The organism is Guyparkeria sp. SB14A, from assembly GCF_005096345.1.
Taxonomy (GTDB): Bacteria; Pseudomonadota; Gammaproteobacteria; order Halothiobacillales; family Halothiobacillaceae; genus Guyparkeria; species Guyparkeria hydrothermalis.
The window spans coordinates 39,768-58,519 of sequence record NZ_SWAW01000002.1 but is presented as its reverse complement, the minus strand read 5'-3'; the positions used below and the strand labels follow the sequence as shown (position 1 = coordinate 58,519).

The 18,752-nt window shown below is 65.4% G+C and carries 13 protein-coding genes; 7 read left to right on the top strand and 6 right to left on the bottom strand.

Going from position 1 to position 18,752, the window contains the following annotated elements:
- The first annotated feature begins 56 nt into the window (after positions 1 to 56).
- Entirely contained in the window at positions 57 to 1,337 is a 1,281-nt protein-coding gene (gene serS / locus FAZ79_RS01375; RefSeq protein WP_136866123.1) for a serine--tRNA ligase, read from the top strand.
- A complete protein-coding gene (locus FAZ79_RS01370) occupies positions 1,334 to 1,624 on the top strand; it encodes a phosphopantetheine-binding protein (RefSeq protein WP_136866122.1) in 291 nt (96 codons plus the stop codon). The genes serS and FAZ79_RS01370 overlap by 4 nt, the downstream gene beginning before the upstream one ends.
- Before the next feature lie 110 nt (positions 1,625 to 1,734).
- Here FAZ79_RS01370 and FAZ79_RS01365 read toward each other — a convergent pair whose 3' ends face one another.
- The 6 genes from FAZ79_RS01365 to aceE all read right to left on the bottom strand — a co-directional run bounded on the left by FAZ79_RS01365 (position 1,735) and on the right by aceE (position 9,301).
- Positions 1,735 to 1,983, bottom strand: coding sequence for a YfhL family 4Fe-4S dicluster ferredoxin (locus FAZ79_RS01365; protein WP_136866121.1), 249 nt, complete (start codon positions 1,981 to 1,983; stop codon positions 1,735 to 1,737).
- Between the two features lie 93 nt (positions 1,984 to 2,076).
- Positions 2,077 to 2,571 carry a pantetheine-phosphate adenylyltransferase gene (gene coaD, locus FAZ79_RS01360; protein ID WP_136866120.1) on the bottom strand — a complete coding sequence of 165 codons (495 nt, stop codon included), beginning with the start codon at positions 2,569 to 2,571 and terminating at the stop codon, positions 2,077 to 2,079.
- A gap of 53 nt (positions 2,572 to 2,624) precedes the next feature.
- Complete coding sequence (locus FAZ79_RS01355) at positions 2,625 to 3,410, bottom strand: sulfite exporter TauE/SafE family protein (RefSeq protein WP_231505733.1); 786 nt, start codon at positions 3,408 to 3,410, stop codon at positions 2,625 to 2,627.
- 27 nt (positions 3,411 to 3,437) lie between these two features.
- A complete protein-coding gene (gene lpdA, locus FAZ79_RS01350; RefSeq protein ID WP_136866119.1) occupies positions 3,438 to 5,207 on the bottom strand; it encodes a dihydrolipoyl dehydrogenase in 1,770 nt (589 codons plus the stop codon).
- A 10-nt stretch (positions 5,208 to 5,217) separates the two neighbouring features.
- Positions 5,218 to 6,528 (bottom strand): dihydrolipoyllysine-residue acetyltransferase, encoded by a 1,311-nt coding sequence (aceF, locus tag FAZ79_RS01345; protein WP_136866118.1) that lies wholly within the window; start codon positions 6,526 to 6,528, stop codon positions 5,218 to 5,220.
- A 115-nt stretch (positions 6,529 to 6,643) separates the two neighbouring features.
- Positions 6,644 to 9,301, bottom strand: a complete 2,658-nt coding sequence (gene aceE, locus FAZ79_RS01340; RefSeq protein WP_136866117.1) for a pyruvate dehydrogenase (acetyl-transferring), homodimeric type — start codon at positions 9,299 to 9,301, stop codon at positions 6,644 to 6,646.
- Between the two features lie 328 nt (positions 9,302 to 9,629).
- Here aceE and FAZ79_RS01335 point away from each other — a divergent pair, with 328 nt between their 5' ends.
- The 5 genes from FAZ79_RS01335 (at position 9,630) to FAZ79_RS01315 (ending at position 18,752) form a co-directional block, all read left to right on the top strand.
- Positions 9,630 to 10,865: an argininosuccinate synthase gene (locus FAZ79_RS01335; RefSeq protein WP_136866116.1), complete on the top strand. Its 1,236-nt coding sequence runs from the start codon at positions 9,630 to 9,632 to the stop codon at positions 10,863 to 10,865.
- A 232-nt stretch (positions 10,866 to 11,097) separates the two neighbouring features.
- Positions 11,098 to 13,803, top strand: a complete 2,706-nt coding sequence (locus FAZ79_RS01330) for an EAL domain-containing protein (RefSeq protein WP_169303513.1) — start codon at positions 11,098 to 11,100, stop codon at positions 13,801 to 13,803.
- A 128-nt stretch (positions 13,804 to 13,931) separates the two neighbouring features.
- Positions 13,932 to 16,679, top strand: coding sequence for an EAL domain-containing protein (locus FAZ79_RS01325; protein ID WP_136866114.1), 2,748 nt, complete (start codon positions 13,932 to 13,934; stop codon positions 16,677 to 16,679).
- Positions 16,680 to 16,791: 112 nt separating this feature from the next.
- Positions 16,792 to 17,175: a lactoylglutathione lyase gene (gloA, locus tag FAZ79_RS01320; RefSeq protein WP_136866113.1), complete on the top strand. Its 384-nt coding sequence runs from the start codon at positions 16,792 to 16,794 to the stop codon at positions 17,173 to 17,175.
- 560 nt (positions 17,176 to 17,735) lie between these two features.
- Positions 17,736 to 18,752, top strand: coding sequence for an ArsJ-associated glyceraldehyde-3-phosphate dehydrogenase (locus tag FAZ79_RS01315; RefSeq protein WP_136866112.1), 1,017 nt, complete (start codon positions 17,736 to 17,738; stop codon positions 18,750 to 18,752).

Sequence of the window (18,752 nt, the reverse complement as noted above, 5' to 3'; positions counted from 1 at the left end):
GCGTCGACCCGGCACGCGTGCCGGTCGGCCTGTTCTTCGCAACCGCTGGATTCCCCATGCTTGACGCCCGAGTTCTTCGCCAGGAAACCGACGATGTCGCCGCGCGGCTGGCCCGACGCGGGTTTGCCTTCGACCGTGAGCGCTTCGAATCGCTCGAGTCCGAGCGCAAGGCCCTGCAGGTCGAGACCGAGTCGCTGCAGGCCGAGCGCAACGCCGAGTCCAAGAAGATCGGCAAGGCCAAGGCCGCCGGCGAGGACATCCAGCCGCTGATCGCCGCGGTTGGCGAGCTCGGCGAGCGCCTCGATGCCGCCAAGGCGAGGCTGGGCGAAATCGCCGAGGAACTGGACGCCTTTCTTGCCGGCATTCCCAACCTGCCCGACGACGATGTGCCGGTTGGCGAGAGCGAGGACGACAATGTCGAGATGCACGCGGTCGGCGAGATCCCGTCGTTCGACTTCGAAGTGCGCGACCACATCGACCTGGGCGCGGGGCTGGCCGGCATGGATTTCGAGGCGGCGGCCAAGCTCACCGGCGCGCGCTTTGTCACCCTGTCCGGGCCGGTGGCCCGACTGCACCGGGCGCTCGCCCAGTTCATGCTGGACCTGCATACCCGCGATCACGGCTACACCGAGGTGCAAGTGCCGTTCATCGTGCATGCCGACTCGCTGTTCGGTACCGGCCAGCTGCCGAAGTTCGCCGAGGACCTGTTCCGCCTCGAGGGGGACGCGCCGTGGTACCTGATTCCGACCGCCGAGGTGCCGGTGACCAACCTCGCGCGCGACCGGATCCTCGACCGGGACGAGCTGCCGCTCAAGATGGTGGCGCACACGCCGTGCTTCCGTTCCGAGGCCGGGGCGGCGGGCCGTGACACGCGCGGGCTGATCCGTCAGCACCAGTTCGAGAAGGTTGAGCTCGTCCAGATCGTCCCGGCCGGCGAGTCCGAGCGGGCCCTCGAGGAACTGACCGGGCACGCCGAGACGGTCCTCAACGCCCTGGGATTGCCATACCGCCGGTTGGTGCTATGCACCGGCGACATGGGCTTTTCCGCGGCAAAGACCTACGATCTCGAGGTCTGGTTGCCGGGTCAGGATCGCTATCGCGAGATCTCGTCGTGTTCCAACACCCGCGATTTCCAGGCCCGCCGCATGCAGGCACGTACCCGTAACGCCGAGGGCAAGCCCGAGCCGGTACATACCCTCAATGGCTCCGGCCTGGCCGTCGGGCGGACCCTGGTGGCGGTGCTCGAGAACTATCAGTGCGAGAACGGCGACGTCATCGTGCCGGAGGTCCTGCGTCCCTACATGGGTGGGGTCGAACGTCTCGAGGCGAGGGCATGACGCCGAACACCAGTGCCATCCCGGCACGGGATCCGCTGTTCGTGTCGGTCCGTGACGTGATCGTCCAGACACTCGATCTTGTCGGGCCCAAGCAGCGCTTCACCCCGGAGAGCGGGCTGTTCGGCGAGATTCCGGAGCTCGACTCGATGGGCGTGGTGCTCCTGCTCACCGCGCTCGAGGACCGCTTCGACATCCAGTTGTCCGACGATGAGATCGATGCCGAGTGGTTCGAGACCTTCGGCTCGGTAGCGACCTTCATTCGCGAGCGCGTAGATCAACCGGGCTGAGACCCGGCGCCCCGGCTCGTGGGCACCCAAGGTGACCCAGACGTGAAAAGGCCCGCCAAACGGCGGGCCTTTTGCGTTTCCTCGATCGCCCCCTGGGGCCAGGAGCCGGATCAGCTGCCGGTAAGCTGATGGTACTTGTCCATCAGCTGGTCTTCGGTCTCTTCGTTGTCCGGGTCGGTGATGATGCAGTCGACCGGGCAGACCTCAACGCACTGAGGCTCGTCATAGTGACCCACGCACTCGGTGCACAGGTTGGGTGCGATCTCGTAGATCTCGTCACCCTGGGAAATGGCGCCGTTCGGGCATTCCGGCTCGCAGACGTCGCAGTTGATGCATTCGTCGGTAATCAGCAGGGACATGCGGAATCCTCCCCAAGTATCTCGTCGGTTAATGCCGCATAGGATAACAGCTAAACCCGGCTTTGGTGCGCCGGACCGGCAAATTTCGCAGTGTCACGCTCGGTTAATGTCGGCAAGTGCCTCGACCACGGCCGGCGGGACGAAATCGGCCACGTCGCCGCCGAGTCGGGCGAGCTCCCGCACGATACTCGAGGAGATGAAACCAAGATCCTCGGCCGGGGAGAGGAACACCGTCTCCAGCTCGCTGTTCAACCGACGGTTGATGGCGGCCAACTGGATCTCGTACTCGAAATCACTGACTGCCCGCAGGCCTCGCACCAGGGCGGTGGCACCGACTTCCTGGGCAAATTCGACCAGCAGGCCGTCGAAGGATGCCACCCGAATCTTGCCGTCACTCTCACCAATCGCCTGTTCCGCCAGTGAGCGACGTTTATCGAGCGGAAAGAGGGTGCGCTTGCCCGAGTCGCCAGCCACGGCGACGATCACCTCGTCGAACAGGCGGGCGGCGCGATGCGCGAGATCGACGTGCCCAAAGGTGATCGGGTCGAAGGTGCCCGGGTAGACCGCGATGCGTTTGCTGGCTGTCATATGCAGGCCCCCCAAGGGTGTCGAGGTCAAGAGCAAATCGGTGTCGGCTCGGCTCAGGCGAGGATCATGTGCACGCCCAGTCCCATTAGGACGAAGGCGAAGATGCGCTTTAGCGTCCGGGCCGGCAGTATCTGCGCGAGTTTGGCACCGATGGGGGCGAAAAGCACCGAGAACACCGCGATCCCGATCAGTGCCGGCAGGTAGACGTAACCGGCCGTCATCTCGGGCAGGCCCTCGATGGTCCAGCCACTGACCACGTAGCCGGCCGCCCCGAACAGCGCGGTGGGCAGGGTCAACGAGGCGCTGGTGGCAATCGCGTTGCGCGCCGTGATGTTGCAGTAGAGGAAGAACGGCGTGGTCATGGCGCCGCCGCCCATGCCCATGATCGAGGCGATCGCCCCGAAGGTGCTCGACACCCCGGTCAGCGGCACGATCCCGGGGAGTTGCCGACTCGCCGGCGGGGTCTTGCCGAAGGCCATCTGTAGCGCGACCGCGATTTCGAGCACCCCGAACACGATCTTCAGCACGTCACCGGGCAGGTAGTGGGCCACGGTCGAGCCGAGGATCGCGCCCAGGGCCATCCCGGGGGCGAAACGCGCGAATACCCCCCACAGCACGCCACCGTGACGGTGGTGACTGTAGACCGAGGTGATCGAGGCAAAGACGATCGCGGCGAGCGAGGTGCCGATCGCGATATGCACCAGGTGGGGACCGCTGATGCCGATGGTCGGAAAGATCATCAGCAGCACCGGCACCATGATCAGCCCGCCACCGATGCCGAGCAGGCCGGCGGCCACGCCACCGACCATCCCCAGGATGGCGAACAACAGGTATTCCACTGGCCTTCTCCCTTTGCCGGCGCCCGATCAGCGTTTCTTGGGCGGCAACAGGTCCGTGATCGTGCCTTCGGCCATCTCGGCGGCAAAACCGAGCGTCTCCGACAGGGTGGGGTGCGGGTGGATGGTCAGGCCGATATCGGCCATGTCCGCGCCCATCTCGATGGCCAGCATGGCCTCCGCGACCAGCTCGCCGGCGTTCGGCCCCACGATGCCGGCACCGAGGAGACGATGCGTTTCTTTGCAGAACAGGGCCTTGGTCAGCCCCTCGTCCCGGCCAAGGCTGAGCGAACGGCCCGAGGCCGCCCAGGGGAAGGCGCCTTTCTCGTACTCGACGCCCTCGGCCTTGAGCTCTTCCTCGGTCTTGCCAGCCCAGGCGACCTCGGGGTCGGTGTAGGCGACACTGGGGATGCCCATCGGGGTGAAGGCCGACGGCAGGCCGCAGATGACCTCGGCGGCCACCTTGCCCTCGTGCACCGCCTTGTGGGCCAGCATCGGCTGGCCGACCACGTCGCCGATGGCGTGGATGTACTCGACATTGGTCCGCTGGCGTTCGTCGACGGCGATAAAGCCGCGTTCGTCGACCGACACGCCGGCCTTCTCGGCATCGATCTTCTTGCCGTTGGGAGCACGACCGACGGCGACGAGAATGCGATCGAAAACAGCCGTTTCCGGCGTCTTCTTGCCCTCGAAGGTGACGTGCAGACCGTCCTTCTTCGCCTCGACGTTGGTCACCTTCGCGCCCAGGAAGATGTCCTTGTAGCGCTTCTTGAGGATCTTCAGCAGCGGACGCGTCAGGTCCTTGTCGGCCCCCGGGATGATGGTGTCGGCCAGCTCGACGATGGAGATCTCGGCACCGAGCGAATCGTAGACCTGGGCCATTTCCAGACCGATGATGCCGCCGCCGATCACCAGCATCTTGCCCGGTACTTCCTCGAGCTCGAGGGCGTCGGTGGAATCCATCACGCGCGGGTCGTCGTGCGGAATGAACGGCAGCTTTACCGGCTGCGAGCCGGCGGCGATGACGGAATGCTCGAAGCGCACCAGCGTCTCATTGCCCTCGTCGTCGACCACCTTGACGTGGTGGGGATCGACGAAACGGCCGTAGCCGCGCACGATCTGGACCTTGCGCTGCTTGGCCAGGGCCTCGAGCCCGCCGGTTAGCTTCTTGATGGTCTTTTCCTTGAAGCCGCGCAGCTTGTCGAGATCGATCTTGGGCTCGGCGAAGGTGACCCCGTGGTCGCTCATCGAGCGGGTCTCGTTTAGGACCTCGGAGACGTGCAGCAGGGCCTTGGACGGGATGCAACCGACGTTCAGGCAGACGCCACCGATGACCGGGTAGCGCTCGATCAGCACCACCGTCTTGCCCAGATCCGCGGCGCGGAAGGCAGCGGTGTAACCGCCCGGGCCGGAGCCGAGTACGCAGACCTCGCACTCGACGTCCGCCTTCTCGTCGGTGGCGGCAGCGGCGGCCGGGGCAGGGGAGGACGCCTCGTCTTCGCTGCCAGACGCTTGCTCGGCGGGCGCATCGGCGCTGTCGCTCGACTCGCCGGTGCCGCCGGCGGCCGGCTCGTACTTGGCGATCGGCTTGCCCGTGCTCACCTTGTCGCCCACGCCGACCAGCATCTCGGTGATCGTGCCGGCGGCCGGGGCCGGGATCTCCATGGTGGCCTTGTCGGTCTCGAGAGTGATCAGCGAGTCCTCGGCCTCGACGGTGTCGCCGGCCTCGACCAGCACCTCGATGATCTCGACTTCGTCAAAGTTGCCGATGTCGGGCAGGTTGATGGTTTCGATGGTCATCCGGCGCTCCTTACAGCATCAGTTCGCGAAGATCGGTGAGCGTGCGCGAGAGCGTGGTCATGAACCGCGCGCCCTCGGCGCCATCGATGACGCGGTGATCGTAGGAAAGGGCCAGCGGCAGCATCAGGCGCGGCTCGAACTCCGAGCCGTTCCAGACCGGCTGCATGCTGGCCTTGGAAACCCCCAGGATCCCGACTTCCGGCCCGTTGACGATCGGCGTGAACTGCGTGCCGCCAATCCCGCCGAGGCTGGAGACCGAGAAGGTACCGCCGGAGAGGTCGGCCCCGGTGAGCTTGCCGTCACGGGCGCGTGCCGAAATCTCCATGAGTTCCTCGGAGAGCTCGAAGATGCCCTTCTGGTCGACGTCGCGGACCACCGGCACGACCAGGCCGTTCGGGGTATCCACGGCCACGCCCAGGTTGATGTACTTCTTGACGATCAGGTGCTCGCCGTCCGGGGCGAGCGAGGCGTTCATGTTGGGGAATTCCCGCAGCACGTGCGCCAGCGCCTTCAACACGAACACCAGCGGCGTCATCTTGATACCGGCCTTCTCGGCCCGCGGCTTCAGCGACTTGCGGAAGGCCTCGAGCTCGGTGATGTCGGTCTCGTCGAACTGGGTGACGTGCGGGATGTTGAGCCACGCGGTCGACAGGTGCTTGCCCGAGAGCTTCTTGATCCGGGAGAGCGGACGCTCCTCGATCTCGCCGAACTGCGAGAAGTCGATCTCCGGCAGGGGCGGGATGCCGGCCCCGGTGGCGGCACCGCCCTTGGCCACGCCTTCCATCACCTTCTTGATCGCGCCCTCGACGTCCTCCTGCCGGATCCGCCCCTTGGGGCCAGTGCCGGTTACGTTGGCGAGATCCACGCCCAGCTTGCGAGCGAACAGGCGCACCGACGGGCTAGCGTGTGACTTTGCGCCGGCACTCTGGCGATTGACCGGAGCGGCAGCCGGGGCGGCCGGTTCAGGAGCCTTTTCGGCAGCCGGTGCCGGCGTTTCCGGCTCGGCCGGCTTCTGCTCGGCAGGTGCCTCGGATGCCGGCTCCTCGGCCGGCTTTTCCTCGGCCGCCGGCGCCTCAGCCTCGTCGTCGGCCTCGATCTCGGCGATCAGGTCGCCCTGGTTGAGGGTGTCGTCGACCTTGACCAATACCTTCTTGATCTCGCCCGTGTAGGGGGACGGGATCTCCATCGTGGCCTTGTCGGACTCCAGCGTGATCAGCGAGTCTTCCTTTTCGACCCGGTCACCGGGCGAGACCAGCACCTCGATGACGGGGGTGTTGTCGTAGTTGCCGATGTCGGGGAGGGTGATCGACTTGATGGCCATCAGCCTGTCTCCATGAAAGGTTGCATGCGCGCCCGCAAGGTCCTGCAGGCGTCGGATCGAATGGGGCCATGCCACCGGCCGACCATTCGGTCACCGATGGCGGGCGTGGCGGGTCTTAGCGCTCGATCGGCGGGGCGCAGTCCGGATCGATGCCGTACTTCTTGATCGCCTCGCCGACCTTGGATGCCGGGATGCTGCCCTCGTCGGCCAGCGACTTGAGCGCGGCGACCACGATGTGCGCGGCGTCGACCTCGAAGAACCGGCGCAGTGCCGCCCGGGTATCGGAGCGGCCGTAACCGTCGGTACCCAGGGTGGTGTACGAGCCGGGCACGAAGCGACGGATCTGGTCCGGGTAAGCCTGGATGTAGTCGGTGGCCGCGATCACCGGGGCCTCGCGCTCGGCGAGTGCCGTGGTGATGTACGGCGTCTTGGGATCCGCGTCCGGATGCAGGCGGTTGTGACGCTCGCAGGCCTGGCCTTCACGGGCCAGCTCGGTGAAGCTCGTGGCCGACCAGACGTCGGCGGCGACCTTCCACTCGTCCTCGAGCATGACGGCGGCGGCCTCGGCCTCGCGCAGGATGGTACCGGAGCCCATCAGCTGCACCCGGTTCTTGAGCTTCTTCTTGCTCTCGCGCAGGCGGTAGGCGCCCTTGAGAACCCCTTCCTCGACATCCTCGGGCATGGCCGGGTGCGAGTAGTTCTCGTTCATCGCCGTGATGTAGTAGTAGCAATCCTGCTTCTCCTCGACCATCGCCTTGAGGCCATCACGAATAATGATCGCCATCTCGTAGCCGTAGGTCGGGTCATAGACGCGGCAGCTCGGTACGGCGGAGAACATCATGATGTTGTGGCCGTCGTTGTGCTGCAGGCCCTCGCCCTCGAGCGTGGTCCGACCGGCGGTCGCACCGATCAGGAAGCCGCGCGCTCGGATGTCGCCAGCCAGCCAGGCCAGATCCCCGATGCGCTGATAGCCGAACATCGAGTAGTAGATGTAGAAGGGCACCATTGCCTCGCCGTAGTTGGCGTAGGCGGTCGCCGCGGCCAGCCAGGAGGACATGGAACCGGCCTCGTTGATGCCTTCCTGCAGCACCTGGCCGTTGGCCGCCTGCTTGTACCAGGCAACCTGGTCGGCATCGACCGGCTCGTAGAGCTGACCGGCCGGGTCGTAGATGCCCACCTGGCGGAACAGGCCCTCGAGGCCGAAGGTCCGGGCCTCGTCCGGGATGATGGGCACCACGCGCTTGCCGAGCTTCTTGTCGCGCAGGATCATCGCGAGGATACGACCGAAGAGCATGGTCGAGGACATCTCGCGCTCGCCGGTGCCCTTGAGGATCATGTCGAACGCCTTGAGGTCCGGCGCCGGGATCGACTCGGCCCGATCGACGCGGGCAGGCAGGTAGCCGCCCAGGTCCTTGCGTCGCTCGTTCATGTACTTGATCAGCTCGTGGCTGTCGTCCGGCTTGTAGAACGGAACGTCCTTTTCCAGCTGCTCGTCGGAGATCGGCAGGCCGAAGCGATCGCGGAAGTACTTGAGGCCTTCGTTGTCGAGCTTCTTCTGCTGGTGGGCCGTCATCGCACCTTCGCCGAACGGGCCCATGCCGTAGCCCTTGATGGTCTTGGCGATGATGACGGTGGGCTTGCCCTTGCAATCGTTGGCCGCCTTGTAGGCCGCGTACATCTTGCGCGGGCTGTGGCCGCCGCGGGTGAGCGAGAAGATCTCGTCGTCGGTCATGTTCTTGACCAGCTCGGCGGTCTCCGGGTACTTGCCGAAGAAGTGCTCGCGCACGAAGCCGCCGTCCTTCGCCTTGTAGGCCTGGTATTCGCCGTCGGGGACTTCCATCATGCGCTGGATCAGCTTGCCCGACTTGTCGCGGGCGAGCAGCTCGTCCCAGCCCGGGCCCCAGATGACCTTGATGACGTTCCAGCCGGCACCGCGGAAGCTGCCCTCGAGTTCCTGGATGATCTTGCCGTTGCCGCGTACCGGGCCGTCGAGGCGCTGCAGGTTGGCGTTTACCACGAAGACCAGGTTGTCGAGCTTCTCGCGCACGGCCAGGCCGATCGCGCCCAGGGATTCCGGCTCGTCCATCTCGCCGTCACCGAGGAAGGCGTAGACCTTGCGGCTGTTGACCTTGCCGAAGCCGCGCGCGTCCATGTACTTCATGAAGCGCGCCTGGTAGATCGCCATCAGCGGGCCGAGGCCCATGGAGACGGTCGGGAACTGCCAGAAGTCGGGCATCAGCCAGGGGTGCGGGTAGGAGCTCAGCCCGTCCTTGTGTGCCTCCTGGCGGAAGTTGAGCAGCTGCTCCTCGGTGATCCGTCCCTCGAGGAAGGCCCGGGCGTACATGCCCGGGGCCACGTGCCCCTGGAAGAACACCATGTCGGCGCCTTCCGGGTGGTCGTGGCCCTTGAAGAAGTGGTTGAGGCCGACCTCGTACATGGTCGCGCTGGACTGGTAGGAGGCGATGTGGCCCCCGACCGAGTTTTCCTTGTTGGCTCGCACCACGATCGCCATCGCGTTCCAGCGGATCAGGGCGCGCAGGCGCTGCTCGATCTGACGGTCGCCGGGATACTGCGGCTCGTCCTCGGGCGGGATGGTGTTGATGTACGGGGTGGTGGCGGCGTACGGGGTGTCGATGCCGTGCTGGCGCGCCAGCTCGATCATGTGGCCGATCAAGTGTCGGGCCTTTTCCGTGCCTTCGAAGCTGACAACCGCCTCGAGCGCGTCAAGCCATTCCCGGGTTTCCTGCGGATCCTGATCGATGTAATCGGTCACAAGCACTCCTCAAAGCTGTCGTTGGGTGCGTTCGAAATCCTCGCAAACCGCATCAGGGCGGGGTTTCGATGGTCGCACCGGACCTAAATTTGCGCCTCATTATGCGCGATTCCGTCGTGATTTCCTATGTTCGAGCGCACGGGCAAGCCGTTTCACGCCGTTTTGTCGGACCCTCGGTGGCGCGGCGAGTGCCGTATTGACGCCGCTCGTGGTGGTGTAATCGGGGGATTGAAAAACCCTATGCCCTGTCAAGGCGCGGCGGTGTCTATATAATGGCGCGATCACGTGCCACGCACATCGCAAACACAAATCGAAATCAGGAGTTCTGATGAGCAATCCCGCGGCCCCCAAGAAGCTCGGCAAGGTGGTTCTGGCCTACTCCGGCGGCCTGGACACCTCGGTGATCCTCAAGTGGCTGGAAGAGACCTACGACTGCGAAGTGGTCACCTTCACCGCGGACCTGGGGCAGGGCGAGGAACTCGACCCGGCACGCGAGAAGGCCGAGAAGATGGGCGTCAAGGAGATCTACATCGACGACCTGCGCGAGACCTTCGTCCGTGACTACGTCTTCCCGATGTTCCGCGCCAACGCCATCTACGAAGGCGAGTACCTGCTGGGCACCTCGATCGCCCGCCCGCTGATCGCCAAGCGCCTGGTCGACATCGCCCGCGAGACCGGCGCCGATGCGGTCGCCCACGGTGCCACCGGCAAGGGCAACGACCAGGTGCGCTTCGAGCTCAACGCCTACGCGCTCAACCCGGAGATCCAGGTGATCGCCCCGTGGCGCGAGTGGGACCTCAACTCCCGCGAGAAGCTGATGAACTACGCAGAGAGTCGCGACATCCCGGTCGATTTCGCCGCGGCCGGCAAGAAGTCGCCGTACTCGATGGACGCCAACCTGCTGCACATCTCCTACGAGGGCGGCAACCTCGAGGACCCGTGGTGGGAGCCGGAAGAGGAAATGTGGCGCTGGTCGGTCAGCCCCGAGCGTGCCCCGGACGAGGCCACCGAGATCGTCATCGGCTTCGAGAAGGGCGACCCGGTCTCGATCAACGGCGAGAAGCTCTCGCCGGCCGAACTGCTCCTCAAGCTCAACCAGCTGGGTGGCGCCAACGGCATCGGCCGTCTCGACATGGTCGAGAACCGCTACGTCGGCATGAAGTCGCGCGGCTGCTACGAGACCCCGGGCGGCACGATTCTCCTCAAGGCTCGCCGGGCACTCGAGTCGCTGACGCTCGACCGTGGCGAGGCCCACATGAAGGATGAACTGATGCCCAAGTACGCCGAGTTGGTGTACAACGGGTACTGGTTCGCCCCCGAGCGCGAGATGCTGCAAAAGGCCATCGACGCGACCCAGGCCAACGTCAATGGTGACGTGCGTCTGCGCCTGTACAAGGGCAACGTGATCGTGGCGGGTCGCCAGTCGGACAACAGCCTGTTCGACCCGGCCATCGCCACCTTCGAGGACGACGCCGGTGCCTATGACCAGCGCGATGCCGAGGGCTTCATCAAGCTCAACGCCCTGCGCCTGCGCATCGGCGCGAAGGCCGGCCGCCGAGGTTGAGTCATCGCCCCGCCGAACCCCGGTGACAACCCCGGGGGCGGGCGCCAGGGACGAGCCGACCCGACCCCGCAAGGGTGTGTTTCACAGGCAAGGGATGTCTGGCATGCAGCGTGTGGCAAACCGCAGGAAGTTCGGCACCAATCCGCAAGGGCGGGGCGTGACGTCGGTCACGGCCCGCCTTTTTCATGTCTGCGGTCCCGTTCGTGGGGTCGCCTGCTGGGCGCAAGGCGTGATGGCACTCCTGTTGACGGCCTTACTGCTGCTCGGCGGGCAGTCGACGGCACTCGCCCAGGCCTGGGCGAGCGAGGATCGGCTGATCACGATCGGTGTGCTGACCATCACCAGCAAGGAGGAGGCGCAGGCGCGCTGGAACCCGACCGCGGATTTTCTCAGTGACCGAATCGATAGGACGCGATTCGAGATCCGGCCACCCTATCTTCAGGAGGTGGCTCGAGCGGTTCGCCAGAACGAGCTGCACTTCGTCCACCTTCAACCGCTGCAGTTCGTTCAGTTGCGCGCCGATTACGGGCTCGAGGCGCTGGCCACGCGGGTGGTCAACGGGGCGGGCAGTCCGAGCAACCGCTTCGGCTCGGCGATCGTGCGGTTGAGCGATCGCGAGGAAATCCAGGATCTGGCCGATCTGCAGGGGGCGATCGTCGCGGGGGTCGCCCCCAACGCGCTCGGCGCCTGGATCCTGGGCATGGAGGAGATCGAGCGGGCGGGGCTATCCATCGAGGCGGACATCCTGCCGCTGTACGTCGGCCTGCCGATGAGCAACGTGCTCGGCGCGGTGGCGGCCGGTCGGGCCGATGCGGGTATCGTGCGGGCCGACGTGCTCACCCGCGAGATCGAGGCCGGACGGTACGGACCGGAGACCTTCACCGTCCTCAACCGGATCAGCGAGCCGGGGTATCCACACCCCCTGTCCACGCGACTGATGCCGCAATGGCCGCTCGCCGCCACCTCGCGGGCCGAGGAACCGTTGCGTGAGCAGGTGCGGGCAACGCTCCTGACCATGCCGGCCGATTCGGCGCCCATGCAGGCGGCGAACCTGGCCGGCTGGTCCGAGCCGGTCGATTACAGCGACCTCCAGACGCTCGCCGACCGTTGGTTGACGCCCCCGGTGAGCGTGGTCGACTGGTTGCGCGCGCACTGGTGGGTGGTCCCGGTGGCACTCAGCGCGGTGTTGTCGCTCCTGCTCTGGCAGCAATGGCGTGCCCGGCAATTGCTGACACGTCGGGAACGCGAGCACCGCGCCGCCCTGACGGCGATGCACGAAGCGGTCATCACGCTGGACGGGGAAGGGCGCATCCAGTTTCTCAATCCGTCGGCCGAGCGGCTGCTGCCCGAGGGCTGCGACGCGGCCACGGCGATGGGGCAACGACTGACCGACGTCTTCGCCCTGATGCTGCGCCACGACAACCATGACTTCTCGCTGGTGGGCATGCTGGAACAACTCGCGACCCGCCAGTGGATGGAATACGCCGTGATACTCGCCCACGGTCACCCCCGGCGGGTGCTCAACCTGACCGTTGCGCGCATGGATTCGGCAGGCGAGCCCACGCGGCGCCTGGTCGTCTCGATGATGGATATCACCGAGCTCGACGAGACCAGCCGACAGCTGGCCTACCGCGCCACGCATGACGAACTGACCGGCCTGCTGACGCGTCGACACTTCCTCGAGAAGATCCGCGGCCTGTTGCACCCAGACGACGCCACCCGGTCGATCGAGGAGGGCATCCTGCTGTGGCTGGACCTGGATCATTTCCGCCTGGTCAACGAGGGTGGTTCCCACCGCATGGGCGACGAGCTGGTGCGCCGCCTGGCCGGCTACCTGCGGGTGGTGCTGCCGGCGAACACCCCGGTCGGGCGCGTCGGCGGCGACGAGTTCGGCATTTTTCTCAGGGGCGCCGACGCTGGCAGCTGGCCGGAGCGTATCCTGCAGGCGATCCGGGATTTTCGCCTCGACGGTGAGGGCCGGGCGCTACGCACCTCGGCGAGCATCGGTGTCCGGCCGCTGGCCGCCGGGGGCAACTACAACGCGGAAACCGTCATCGAAGAGGCGGAATCCGCCTGCGTGACCGCGCAGAAGCTGGGCGGCAATCGCCTGGTGATATTCGAGGAAAGCGGGGCCGAACGCTCCCTGCGTCAATCGGATTTCGCCGAGCTCAACCGGCTCAAGCAGGCGGTCGAGCAGGATCGCTTCGTGCTGCATGCCCAGGAAATCCACGCCATCGGCGCCGCGGAGACGGTCGGCGTGCGTCTGGAGGTGCTGCTGCGACTGGCGGACGAGGCCGGCAACCTCGGCTCGCCGGCGCCGCTGATCGAGCTGGCCGAGCGATTCAATTTCATGCCCCAGATCGACCGCTGGGTGGTTCGACGCGCGCTCGAGGGGCTGCGCGCCCACCGCACCGACACCGGCGAGCCGCCAGCACGGCTCACGATCAACCTCTCGGGTCAGTCGATGCAGGACGGCGAGTTGATCGGGTTCGTCCGCGAGGAATTGCAGCGCAACGAGATCGACCCCACCTGGCTGTGCTTCGAGATTACCGAGACGGCGGCGATCTCGAATTTCGATCAGGCGGCGGAACTGATAGCCTCGCTACGCGACGTGGGATGCCTGGTGGCGCTTGACGACTTCGGTGGCGGGTTGATCTCGTTCGAATTCCTGCGTCAACTCAAGCCCGACATCGTCAAGATCGATGGCAAGCTGGTCAGCGACCTGGAACACGACCCGGTCGCCGCCGTGATCGTCGAGTCGATCCACGAGGTGGCACGCGTGATGGGGGCGCGGACCGTGGGCGAATGGGTCGAAACCCCGGCCACGCTGGCCCAGCTGGAAACGATCGGCGTGGATTTCGCGCAGGGCTATCTCCTGCATCGCCCCGAGCCGTTGATCGCGCGGCTGGCCCTTGAGCAGCGAGCGCTGGCCGATTGACGAAAACGCTTCCCTGGCCCGTCTTGGCGCGGCCCGTTCGGTGTGGGGCACGTGGACGGACTGGCGCCCGCCAACATCGGCTCGCGAGTGCGCGGGGCAATCCAACGGATACGGAAGGTGAGATTGGCATGCCGCGAAACGGCAAGGACTGGCTGCAGATGATGAGCGCGCGTGTTCCGGGGCGGCTGCCGATCAACACGGTGGTGCCTCGCTTGCTTGTCGCGGCCATCGTTTGCCTGGCGGTGATCGTCGCCGGCCCGGCCGAGGCCCAATCCGCCGGCACGGAGAAATCCGCCACCCCGATCCATGTGGGCGTGCTCGCGTATGCCGGCAAGGACGAGGCGATCAACCGCTGGCAGGCGACCGCCGACTACCTGAGCGAACGCAACCCGGGGTATCGATTCGAGATCGTGCCGCTGTTCCTGTCGGAGTTGCGCCACGCCTTTGTCCAGGGACGGCTCGATTTCGTGCTGACCCAGTCGTTGCAATACTCGGAGCTCTCGCGGCTCGGCGCGATCTGGCCGCTGGCAACCCTCGTGGTCAGGGGAAACGGCGGTGAGCTCGAACAGTTCGGGGCCGTGGTGTTCACCCGCCAGGGCACCGGGTTTGCCGCACTCGACGACCTGGTGGGTACCCGGATTGCCGGCACCAGCCCCAACGCGTTGGGCGGCTGGCTGCTTGGCATGCAGGCGTTGGAGAACGCCGGTCTCGATGTGGAACACGAGATCACCCCGATATTCACCGGATTGCCCTTGGAGGCGGTGGTCGACGCGGTGCTCGACGGACGCGCCCACGCCGGCGTGGTGAGGGCAAGCTTCTTCCAGCGCTATCTCGAGGCCTATCCCGACAGCCGGCTGATCCCTGTCGGCGAGGCGAAGCGCGAGGGCTTTCCCTACCCAAGCAACACGCCACTGGTCCCGGAGTGGCCGTTTGCCGCGACCGAACGCGCCCCCGACGGGCTCGCGGCCCGGGTCGCCCGCCAGCTGATCGCCATGCCCGCTCAGGCGTCGGCCGCCGAGCAGGCCCGGATTGCCGGCTGGCGTACTCCGCTGGACTACTCGATCGTCGATCGCCTGCACGACAAGTGGTTGCCGGATCCGGTGTCCCTGGGTTCCTTGCTGCGCCATTTCTGGCACTACCTGGTGCTGATTCTCGCCGTCGTGCTGGCCCTGTTCGCCTGGCAGGCACGGCGTGCGACCCGCCGCCTGGGCGCCGAGAAGCGCCGCCTGCGCCGGGCATTTTCCGGCCTGCACACCGGCGCGGTGCTCACCGATACCGAGGGTCGCATCCTGTTGACCAATCATGCCGTCGAGGCCTTCGCGCACCCCGAACTGACGGGGCAGCTGGCCGGGCGGGCGTTCTGCGATGCCTTCAACCTGCAGATCGATGGGTTGTCACCGCAATGTGCCTTCGGTGACCTGGTCGAGCGCGTCGAGACGCGGGAAACGCAATCGATCGACGGGGTGATCGAACGGGACAACCAGCGTCTTGACGTGAACGTGAAGATCAGCCGCCTGGAGGCCCACGGCGACGAGGGTGACAGTCAGTTGCTCGTTTCCATGCTCGATGTCACGGATCTGCGTTCGGCCAACGCCTTGCTCACGTACCGGGCCACACACGATCGCCTGACCGGGGTGCTCAATCGCGAGGCGATGGAGGAATTTCTCTCCCAGGCCATGCCGGGCAAGACGCCGCGCAACGAGCCGACCCATGCAAGCTGCCTGGTCTGGATCGATCTCGACGAGTTCCGTCTGCTCAACGAGATCGGTAGCCGTGAACTGGGGGACCGTATCCTCGCCTCGCTGGCCAGCCACTTCTCGCTGGAATTACCCTCGGATGCGGTCCTCGCACGCATGGGGGTAGACGAATTCGTCATCTGGATGCCGCTGTCCAGCCGGGATACCTGCACGCTGGTCGCGCGCGAGGTGCTCGAGATCATCCACGCCTTCCGTCTGCCGGACGAACACGAGCACCTGCGCCTGAAGGCCAGTGTGGGCGTCACGCGCATCGACAGTGACGATCTGCTGGCCTCCCGCCGCCTGGAGGATGCCGAGCGTGCCTGCCAGAGCGCCCAACGGCTCGGCGGCGACCGCGTGGTGCAGTTCTCCGGCGAGGACACCGAACTCCTGGAACGCGAGCAGCAGATCGAGCGCTACAACGCCTTGCGTGCCGCCATCGCCGAGGACCGGCTCGATCTGGCGGCCCAGCGAATCGCCCCGGTCGACCCGGCTCGCGGCGTGATCCACGAAATGCTCCTGAGGGTGACCGACGCCGATGGTCGGATGCGTTTCCCCAGCGAATACATCGAGATCGCCGAGAAACATCACGCCATGGGTGAGATTGACCGGTGGGTGATTCGACAAAGCTGCCGTTGGTTGTCGCAGCAGCCCGCGGAGGCCGGCACGGTCAGTATCAACCTCTCGGGGCATTCGGTGCAGGACCCCGAGATGCTCGAGTTCATACGCCAGGCACTGGGGGAATCGGGCGTCGATCCGGCTCGGGTGATCTTCGAGATCACGGAGACCGCCGCGATCCTCAATCTCGACCAAGCCGAGCGCCTCATCGGCGCGATGCGTCGCATTGGTTGTCGCTTTGCCCTGGATGACTTTGGTGGAGGGTTCCTCTCGTTCGAGTATCTGCGGCGCCTGAACCCGGACATCGTCAAGATCGACGGACGATTGATCGACGACCTGTCGCACGATCCCGTGGCCGCAGTGATCGTCGCGGCCATCGCGCAAGTCTCACGGGTGATGGGGGCGCAGACCGTGGCCGAATGGGTCGAGACCGACGATCAGTACGACAAGGTGATCGAGGTGGGCGTCGACTACGTACAGGGCTTCCTGCTGCACCGTCCCACGCCGCTGACCCGGCCCTGATGACCTCCTGATCATCGGGATGCCGGCGGCGCTCGCAAGCATCGACCGGATCGACTAGAGTCTCGCGCCCACGCTCTCGTTAAAGACACCCATCCACCCGTGGAGATCAATTATGCGCATTTTGCACACCATGATCCGTGTCAGTGACCTGGAAAAGTCGCTGGCCTTCTATACCGACGTGCTCGGCATGAAGCTGCTGCGCCAGCAGGATTACCCGGCCGGGGAATTCACGCTCGCCTTCGTCGGTTATGGCGACGAGAGCGAAACGGCCGTGCTGGAGCTCACCTACAACTGGGGCGATCATCAGTACGACCTCGGCGACGGCTATGGGCACATTGCGATCGAGGTGGATGACGTCTACGAGGCGGCGGAAAAGATTCGTGAGAAAGGGGGCAAGATCCTGCGCGAACCCGGCCCGATGAATGCCGGTTCGACCATCATTGCCTTCGTTGCCGATCCGGACGGTTACGCGATCGAGTTGATCGGCGCGAAATGATGGGAAAAATCGCCACTGTCAAGGGTTGACAGCCGGCATTTTCCACATCAACAAAGGCGCAACGTCGGTTGCGCCTTTTTCGTGGACGACGAATCAGTCAGTTAGGGAGCGTTCGTCGATAACCCGTTGTTATTCATGGGTTTGGCCTCGAGGGTGACGAGATGGCGAAAAAATGACCAACAACGTCTCCTGCCTTGTGGGACCGTGGATTCTCGGGTTCTTCCACACAGTTATCCACAGTTTCTGTGAAAAACTCGGGACGGCCGGATTCCGGTCGAATCAGGCCAAAATCTTGACGTCGTCAACGGCATGAAAATCGGCGGGTGTCGGGGCAAGGCAGGGTGGGTCTCACGTCCGGGCAGTGAATCGACCTCCCTTGAGGGGCAGTTCCGCGTCACGCGGTCGGGAACCGAACGACATCCTCTTGTCATAATCCCGGGCTAGGATCGCCGTAATATACTTCGTAACGCATATAAAAGGCGTCGACCGCGACGGCCTTGAGACACCCGTAGCTCGGCGGGCGGGAAGGTTTCCTCGATCACAACCAGGAGTTTGATGACATGACCATCCGTGTAGGGATCAACGGCTTTGGCCGGATTGGGCGCCTGGCGTTCCGGGCGCTTGCGGATCGACCGGAGCTCGACCTGGAGGTCGTGCACATCAACGAAACGGCCGCGGATGCCGCCTGCATGGCCCACCTGACCGAGTTTGACTCCGTGCACGGACGCTGGTCGCGTTCCCTTGCCGGGGAGGGCGGCACGCTCGCGCTCGACGGGCGTGAGATCCGTTTCACGCAAAGCGACGCCATCGAGGGGATTGATTGGCGCGGATCGAACGTGGACGTGGTGATCGAGTCGACTGGCCGCTGGCGCCAATTCGACGAAATCACGCCGCACCTGGAGCAGGGCGTCTCTCGCGTGGTCGTCGCGGCACCGGTCAAGCACGCCGACGTCGTGAACATCGTCATGGGCGTGAACCACCAGCGCTTTGATGCCACCCGGCATCGGATCGTCACCGCGGCCTCCTGCACCACCAACTGCCTCGCCCCCGTGGTCAAGGTCCTGCACGAAGGCCTGGGTATCCGGCGTGGCACGATGACCACCATGCACGACCTCACCAACACCCAGGTGGTGGTCGACAAGGGTGACAAGGACTGGCGCCGCGCCCGGGCCTCGTCGATGTCGCTGTCACCGACCACCACCGGATCGGCCAAGGCGATCGGCGCGATCTTTCCGGAACTCGACGGCCGTCTCAACGGGCTGGCCGTGCGGGTGCCCTTGCTCAATGCCTCGTTGACCGACTTCGTCTTCACCCCCGAGCGCGCCACGACTGTCGAGGAGGTCAACGACTTGCTGCGTGTCGCCGCCGAGCGCGGCCCGCTGGCCGGCATTCTCGGATTCGAGACCCGCCCCCTGGTCTCCGTGGATTACGTCAACGACCCGCGCTCCTCGATCGTGGATGCCCCCTCGACCATGGTGATCGACGACGACCTGGTGAAGGTGCTGGCCTGGTACGACAACGAATGGGGATATGCCCAGCGGCTGGTCGAGCTCGTCTCGATGGTCGGTCGGGCCTGA